Below are 7,613 nucleotides of genomic sequence, written 5' to 3' on the forward strand. Positions count from 1 at the left end.
GCGCCCAATGCCGGAACGCGTGTTGCACTTCAGGCGCAAAGCCCACGCCCGCGCCAGCGGGGCGCCCCGGCTGCGGCTACAATGATGGGTTTCCCAGCTCGACCGGCGCTTTCGCGCGCCCGCCACCCATGAACCAGCCCGCCGAACACGTAACGCCCGCAACGCCTGCTGGCGCCACGCCGTACACGCGCGCAGCCTCGCTGCCCGCGCTGCTTGCCTCGCGCATCGTGATTCTCGACGGTGCGATGGGTACCATGATCCAGCGCTACAAGCTCGACGAAGCCGCCTATCGGGGCGAGCGCTTCAAGGACTATCCGCGCGACATCAAGGGCAACAACGAACTGCTCTCGCTCACGCAGCCGCAGATCATCAGCGAGATCCACGAGCAGTATCTGGCCGCGGGCGCCGACATCATCGAGACCAACACGTTCGGCGCGACCTCGGTCGCCCAGGACGACTACGGCATGGGCGAACTCGCCATCGAGATGAACATCGAGTCGGCGAAGCTCGCGCGCGCCGCCTGCGACAAGTACTCGACGCCGGACAAGCCGCGCTTCGCCGCTGGCGCGATCGGCCCGACGCCGAAGACCGCGAGCATCTCGCCCGACGTGAACGATCCGGGCGCGCGCAACGTCACCTTCGAGGAACTGCGCCGCGCCTACTACGAGCAGGCCAAGGCGCTGATGGACGGCGGCTGCGACCTGTTCCTGGTCGAAACGATCTTCGACACGCTCAACGCCAAGGCCGCGCTGTTCGCGCTCGACCAGTTGTTCGAGGACACCGGCGAGAACCTGCCGATCATGATCTCGGGCACGGTCACGGACGCTTCGGGCCGTATTCTTTCCGGTCAGACCGTGGAGGCGTTCTGGAACTCGCTGCGCCACGCGAAGCCGCTCACGTTCGGCCTGAACTGCGCGCTGGGCGCGGCGCTGATGCGCCCGTACATCGCCGAACTCGCCAAGCTGTGCGATACCTATGTGTCCTGCTACCCGAATGCGGGCCTGCCGAACCCGATGAGCGATACCGGCTTTGACGAAACGCCGGCCGATACCTCGGCGCTGCTCAAGGAATTCGCGAGCGCCGGCCTCGTGAACGTGGCAGGCGGCTGCTGCGGCACGACGCCCGAGCACATCGCCGCGATCGCCAAGGCGCTCGAAACGATCAAGCCGCGCCGCTGGCCGGGACAGTATCGCGACGCGGTGTAAAGCCACGCGACACCACGCGACTGAACCCGACGCGAAAAGCCAACGCCAACGCCCGCCGACCCACACGACATCCGACGATCCAGTCCCACGCCATGACTGACCATACCCTGCGCCTCTCCGGCCTCGAACCCTTCAACGTCAACGAAGGCACGCTCTTCATCAACGTCGGCGAGCGCACCAACGTGACCGGCTCGAAGGCATTCGCGCGCATGATTCTCAACGGCCAGTTCGACGAGGCGCTCGCAGTCGCGCGCCAGCAGGTCGAAAACGGCGCGCAGATCATCGACATCAACATGGACGAGGCGATGCTCGATTCGAAGGCGGCGATGGTGCGCTTCATGAATCTGATCGCATCGGAACCGGACATCGCGCGCGTGCCGATCATGATCGATTCGTCGAAGTGGGATGTGATCGAAGCGGGCCTGCAATGCGTGCAGGGCAAGGCCATCGTCAACTCGATCTCGCTCAAGGAAGGCCGCGAGCCCTTCATCCATCACGCGAAGCTGATTCGCCGCTACGGCGCGGCCGCCGTCGTGATGGCCTTCGACGAGAAAGGCCAGGCCGACACCTTCGAGCGCAAGACCGAAATCTGCAAGCGCTCGTATGAAGTGCTCGTGAACGAAGTGGGCTTCGCGCCCGAAGACATCATCTTCGACCCGAACATCTTCGCGGTCGCCACGGGCATCGAGGAGCACAACAACTACGCGGTGGACTTCATCGAAGCCACGCGCTGGATCAAGCAGAACCTGCCGCACGCGAAGATCAGCGGCGGCGTGTCGAACGTGTCGTTCTCGTTCCGCGGCAACGACCCGGTGCGCGAGGCGATCCACACCGTGTTCCTCTACCACGCCATTCAGGCGGGCATGGACATGGGCATCGTCAACGCGGGGCAGTTGGGCGTGTATGCCGATCTCGACGCCGAGTTACGCGAGCGCGTGGAAGACGTGGTGCTCAACCGCCGCGAGGACGCAACCGACCGTCTGCTCGAAATCGCCGACAAGTTCAAGACCGGCGCGGCGAAGAAGGAAGAGAACCTGGAGTGGCGCAATCAGGGCGTCGAAAAGCGCCTTGCGCACGCACTCGTGCATGGCATCACCAACTTCATCGTCGAAGACACCGAAGAAGCGCGCGCGAAGATCATGGGTGGCGGCGGGCGCCCGATCAACGTGATCGAAGGCCCGCTGATGGACGGCATGAACATCGTCGGCGACCTGTTCGGTCAGGGCAAGATGTTCCTGCCGCAGGTGGTGAAGTCGGCGCGCGTGATGAAGCAGGCCGTGGCGCATCTGATCCCGTTCATTGAGGAAGAAAAGCGTCTGCTGGCCGAATCGGGCGCCGATGTGCGCGCGAAGGGCAAGATCGTCATTGCGACGGTGAAGGGCGATGTGCACGACATCGGCAAGAACATCGTGTCGGTGGTGCTTCAGTGCAATAACTTCGAAGTGGTCAACATGGGCGTGATGGTCCCGTGCAACGAGATCCTCGCGAAAGCGAAGGTCGAAGGCGCGGACATCATCGGTCTTTCTGGGCTGATTACGCCGTCGCTCGAAGAGATGGCTTATGTGGCCTCGGAAATGCAGCGCGACGACTACTTCCGCGTGAAGAAGATTCCGCTCCTGATTGGCGGCGCGACCACCTCACGCGTGCACACGGCCGTGAAGATCGCGCCGAACTACGAAGGCCCGGTGGTATATGTACCGGACGCGTCGCGCTCAGTATCGGTGGCGTCCAGCCTCTTGTCCGACGAAGGCGCGACGAAGTACATCGACGATCTCAAGAGCGATTACGACCGCGTTCGCGAACAGCACGCCAACAAGAAGGCGCAGCCGATGGTGACGCTCGAAGAAGCCCGCGCCAACAAGACGAAGATCGACTGGAGCGGCTTCGAGCCCGTCAAGCCGAAGTTCATCGGCCGCCGCGTGTTCAAGAATTACGATCTGAACGACCTCGCGCAATACATCGACTGGGGTCCGTTCTTCCAGACCTGGGATCTCGCGGGTCCGTATCCGCAGATTCTCAACGACGAGATCGTCGGCGAGTCGGCGCGCAAGGTGTTCTCCGACGCTAAATCGATGCTCTCGCGCCTGATTCAGGGCCGCTGGCTGCAGGCCAACGGCGTGATTTCGCTGCTGCCCGCCAACACCGTCAACGACGACGACATCGAGATCTACACCGACGATTCGCGCACGGAAGTCGCGATGACGTGGCGCAATCTGCGCCAGCAGTCGGTGCGTCCGGTGGTGGACGGCGTGATGCGCCCGAACCGGTGTCTGGCCGACTTCATCGCGCCCAAGGATTCGGGCAAGGCCGATTACATCGGCATGTTCGCGGTCACGGCCGGGATTGGCGTTGACGTGAAAGAAGCGCAGTTCGAGAAGGATCACGACGACTACAGCGCGATCATGCTCAAGGCGCTGGCCGACCGTTTCGCGGAAGCCTTCGCCGAGGCGATGCACGCGCGCGTGCGCCGCGATCTGTGGGGCTACGCCGCCGCCGAAACGCTCGACAACGACGCGCTGATCGCCGAGAAATATGCGGGCATCCGTCCGGCGCCGGGCTACCCGGCGTGCCCGGATCACCTGGTCAAGCGCGATATGTTCGACGTGCTGCAGGCGACCGAGATCGGCATGAGCGTGACCGAATCGCTGGCGATGTTGCCGGCGGCGAGCGTCTCGGGCTTCTATCTCGCGCATCCGGACAGCACGTATTTCTCGGTCGGCAAGATCGGCCAGGATCAGCTCGCCGATTTCGCCACGCGCATGGCGCTCTCCGCCGACGACGCGCGCCGCGCGCTCGCGCCGTTGCTTTAAGTCTCCCTCGGGTTGCTTCCCACGCTCGGGCCGCCCATCGTTGCGGCGGCCCGACATACGCGAATCGATAGCCTGAATATTTCGCGCACGGAAATTTTCGGCTTTGTAAGATGGCCGCGCATCACCCAAGGCCAAACGCGGCAGGCTTCGCCCGGCGCCGCGCCGGCTCGCTCATCAGCAAGTCCTTAAAAAACCAGATCGAAGCAACCTCGACGGAGAACAATCGTATGAAGAAGCTGATGTTGATGTTGACCGCCTTTGGCGTCGCGGCCCTCGCCCAGCCGTCGTTCGCGCAGCCGGCTTCCGCGCCTCACGAATCGAGCGCCGTGTCGTCGTATTCGGCGCCCACCGAAAAGCACGTGAAGAAACCGAAGAAAAAGAAGGTCAAGAAGGGCGCGTCAGCCGCCGAGACCGCTGAACCGGCGGCCGCCAGCCAGTAAGCGCCAAGCCGCAAAAGCAAAGAGCCCGCAGATTTTGCGGGCTCTTTGCTTTGGTGCGACGCGTTACGGCTATCGACAGGACTCAGACGCCCCAGACGATGTCGTTGTCTTCCTTCTTTGCCGCGCGCAGCATGTCGAGGAACGGGAATGCGCGCTGGGCGAGGCCCGGCGGCAATTCGTGGGGTTCGCGGCCTTCCTCGCCTTCGTGAAAATGGCCGTCGTGTTCGGCGCGATCCTTTTTGTCGACGGCAATCGCCGATTCGAGCTTGCTGATGGCGCCGTCGAGTTCCTCATGCGTGATGACGCCGCGCTCGCCCAGACGCTTGCCGATAATGCCCAGGAGATATTGAGCAAGACTGTCCAGCATCAGCACGTCAGGCGACGCGTGGCATTTGAAAGTAATCAGCATGACTGTTCCCTTTTGATTTTTTAGGTTGAGCGCGATACAACCAGGAGAATCGCGCGCCGCCGCGCGTGGCCGGGGTTCTCATTCCACATATTAGCACCTGCTAAAATCCGTCTGAACGGAATTACCCGAAGGGCGCGGCGCGCCGCCCGGCAAGCCGCGGCGCCCCCGAGAGGCGCGCGGCGGCGCCCGCCCTCACCGAATTCGACGGCCCGCGCCGACCCCGCGTGTTACACGGGCGGCGCCGCACCCAAACTACCCGCACAGGACCTGCAACAAGCATGCTGCCCGCACAGAAACACACCCTGGAGACACTGCTCGCCGACGCCGTCGCCCAGGTGGCGAAGGCCACCGACGGCGCCACCGAAGCCGCATTCGTCATGCCCGCCATCGCGCTGGAGCGCCCGAAGGTCGCCGCGCACGGCGACGTGGCCTGCAACGTGGCGATGCAGCTCGCCAAGCCGCTGCGTGCCAACCCGCGCGTGCTGGCCCAGCAGATCGTCGACGCCGTGAAGGCGCTGCCCGCTGCAGCCGGCCTGATCGCCGACGCCGAAGTCGCCGGCCCCGGCTTCATCAACCTGCGTCTGTCGGCAGAGGCGAAGCGCACGGTCCTGAACGCCGTGTTCGCCGAAGGCGCCGCGTTCGGCCAGTCGCAGCGCGAAGCCGGCAAAAACGTGCTGGTCGAGTTCGTCTCGGCCAACCCCACGGGACCGCTCCACGTCGGCCACGGCCGCCAGGCGGCGCTCGGCGACGCCATCTCGAACGTGCTGGCCTCGCAGGGCTGGGGCGTGCATCGCGAGTTCTACTACAACGACGCAGGCGTGCAGATCGGCAACCTCGCCGTGTCGACCCAGGCGCGCGCACGCGGCCTGAAGCCGGGCGACGCGGGCTGGCCCGAAGCCGCCTATAACGGCGAATACATCGCCGACATCGCGCGCGACTACCTCGCGGGCGAAACGGTCACGGCCAAGGACGGCGAGCCCGTCACCGGCGCAAAGGACCCCGAAAACCTCGAAGCGATCCGCCGCTTCGCCGTGGCCTACCTGCGTCACGAGCAGGATCTGGATCTGCAGGCCTTCGGCGTGAAGTTCGACCGCTATTACCTGGAATCGTCGCTGTACTCGGAAGGCCGCGTCGAGAAGACCGTCGAGGCGCTGGTCGCCTCGGGCCAGACCTACGAGCAGGAAGGCGCGCTGTGGCTCAAGACCACTGACTACGGTGACGACAAGGACCGCGTGATGCGCAAGTCCGACGGCACCTACACGTACTTCCTGCCGGACGTCGCCTACCACGTCACCAAGTGGGAGCGCGGCTTCACCAAGGTCATCAACGTCCAGGGCTCGGACCACCACGGCACCATCGCGCGCGTGCGCGCCGGTCTGCAGGCGCTTGGCGTGGGCATCCCCAAGGGCTACCCCGACTATGTGCTGCACAAGATGGTCACGGTGATGCGCGACGGCCAGGAAGTGAAGATCTCCAAGCGCGCGGGCAGCTACGTGACGGTGCGCGACCTGATCGAATGGTCGGGCGGCGCGAACCCTGGCAGCGAAGTCGCACCGGATCTGCTCGACGAAGCGACGATCCGCCGCGGCCGCGACGCCGTGCGCTTCTTCCTCATCTCGCGTAAGGCCGACACCGAATTCGTGTTCGACATCGACCTCGCGCTCAAGCAGAACGACGAAAACCCGGTGTACTACGTGCAGTACGCGCACGCACGCATCTCGTCGATTCTCGGCGACTGGCAGGGCAAGCACGGCGGCAACCTCGCCGCGCTGCCGTCGGTCGATCTCTCGCCGCTGTCGAGCGAGCGGGCGCTGGCACTCATCGCGAAACTCGGCGAGTACCCCGACATGCTCACGCATGCCGCCACGGAACTCGCGCCGCACGCGGTCGCCTTCTACCTGCGCGAACTCGCGGCTGAATTCCACTCGTTCTACAATGCCGAACGCGTTCTCGTGGACGATGCCGCCGTGCGCGATGCGCGCGTCGCGCTGCTCGCGGCCACGCGCCAGGTGCTGGCGAACGGCCTCGCCGTGATCGGCGTCTCGGCTCCCGAGCGCATGTAACACGGCCCACGGGCCTTCAGGTTCCCAGGCCCGGCCCGCGCGGCAAGCGTCGCGCGGGCGCTCCGTCCAAAACGCATGACGACATGTTTGGGGCGTGCCCGCCTGGGCGCGCCGTTCCGGAATACTCTTGTTTGCAGGTGATTCAGACGATGGCACAACCGATTGCAAAAGCGCGCCGCACGATAAAACAGCAGTCGAAACAGTCCGGGGGCACGTTTGTTGGCGTCGTGCTAGGCCTGATTGTCGGCCTTGCGATCGCGGTGGTGGTGGCGCTCTACATCACGCGCTCGCCCACGCCGTTCGTCTCGAAAGTCGCGCCGCCGGCCGCGTCTGACGCAAGCCAGAGCGAGCAATACGATCCGAATCGCCCGCTGCAGGGCAAGTCGCCGGGCCAGCCGGTGACGCCGCAGGCCGCGCAAAGCACGCCGCCGAACACGGCGCCGGGCCAGACCAACAATCAATCGCAGTCGTCGGGCATGCTCGACGAGCCGCAGATCGTCGAAGTGCCGCCCGCAGGCAACGCAGGCAACACGGGCGACAACGGCAACGCCGCGAACAACTCGACCAGCAACGCTGCGAACAACGGCGTCGCCGTTGCGCCGAAGCCGGCCACCGGCGAAAACGGCACGACCATCGCGAAGAAGCCGCAACAGCCGCAGCAGCCGTCCAGCCAGGCGAACCAGGCG

Annotated in this window: 5 protein-coding genes and 1 pseudogene; 5 read left to right on the plus strand and 1 reads right to left on the minus strand. The window is 64.8% G+C overall.

The annotated features are described in order from the left end of the window. The first annotated feature begins 128 nt into the window (after positions 1–128). From VG320_RS15760 to VG320_RS15770, 3 genes are all read left to right on the plus strand, one after another. The gene (locus VG320_RS15760) at positions 129–1,205 is read left to right on the plus strand and encodes a homocysteine S-methyltransferase family protein (protein ID WP_327201018.1); all 1,077 of its coding nucleotides are present in this window, start codon (positions 129–131) and stop codon (positions 1,203–1,205) included. 92 nt (positions 1,206–1,297) lie between these two features. Then, entirely contained in the window at positions 1,298–4,015 is a 2,718-nt protein-coding gene (gene metH, locus VG320_RS15765) for a methionine synthase (RefSeq protein WP_327201019.1), read from the plus strand. A gap of 227 nt (positions 4,016–4,242) precedes the next feature. Then, positions 4,243–4,455 carry an acid-shock protein gene (locus VG320_RS15770; protein ID WP_327201020.1) on the plus strand — a complete coding sequence of 71 codons (213 nt, stop codon included), beginning with the start codon at positions 4,243–4,245 and terminating at the stop codon, positions 4,453–4,455. Positions 4,456–4,537: 82 nt separating this feature from the next. Here the strand turns inward: VG320_RS15770 and VG320_RS15775 are convergent, their stop codons facing one another. Then, complete coding sequence (locus VG320_RS15775) at positions 4,538–4,864, minus strand: DUF1840 domain-containing protein (protein WP_327201021.1); 327 nt, start codon at positions 4,862–4,864, stop codon at positions 4,538–4,540. Positions 4,865–5,142: 278 nt separating this feature from the next. On the opposite strand from VG320_RS15775, the gene argS reads away from it, so the two are divergent. Next, entirely contained in the window at positions 5,143–6,927 is a 1,785-nt protein-coding gene (argS, locus tag VG320_RS15780; protein WP_327201022.1) for an arginine--tRNA ligase, read from the plus strand. A 131-nt stretch (positions 6,928–7,058) separates the two neighbouring features. Further along, positions 7,059–7,613 (plus strand): annotated as a pseudogene (locus VG320_RS15785) (cell division protein); the annotation flags it as partial.

This window comes from Paraburkholderia sp., assembly GCF_035948235.1.
GTDB lineage: Bacteria > Pseudomonadota > Gammaproteobacteria > Burkholderiales > Burkholderiaceae > Paraburkholderia.

What these genes read in the sequence shown, in the direction of transcription:
- VG320_RS15760 (WP_327201018.1), top strand. Translation starts at nt 129, where the DNA reads ATGAACCAGCCCGCCGAACACGTAACGCCCGCAACGCCTGCTGGCGCC.
- metH (WP_327201019.1), top strand. Translation starts at nt 1,298, where the DNA reads ATGACTGACCATACCCTGCGCCTCTCCGGCCTCGAACCCTTCAACGTC.
- VG320_RS15770 (WP_327201020.1), top strand. Translation starts at nt 4,243, where the DNA reads ATGAAGAAGCTGATGTTGATGTTGACCGCCTTTGGCGTCGCGGCCCTC.
- VG320_RS15775 (WP_327201021.1), bottom strand. Translation starts at nt 4,864, where the DNA reads ATGCTGATTACTTTCAAATGCCACGCGTCGCCTGACGTGCTGATGCTG.
- argS (WP_327201022.1), top strand. Translation starts at nt 5,143, where the DNA reads ATGCTGCCCGCACAGAAACACACCCTGGAGACACTGCTCGCCGACGCC.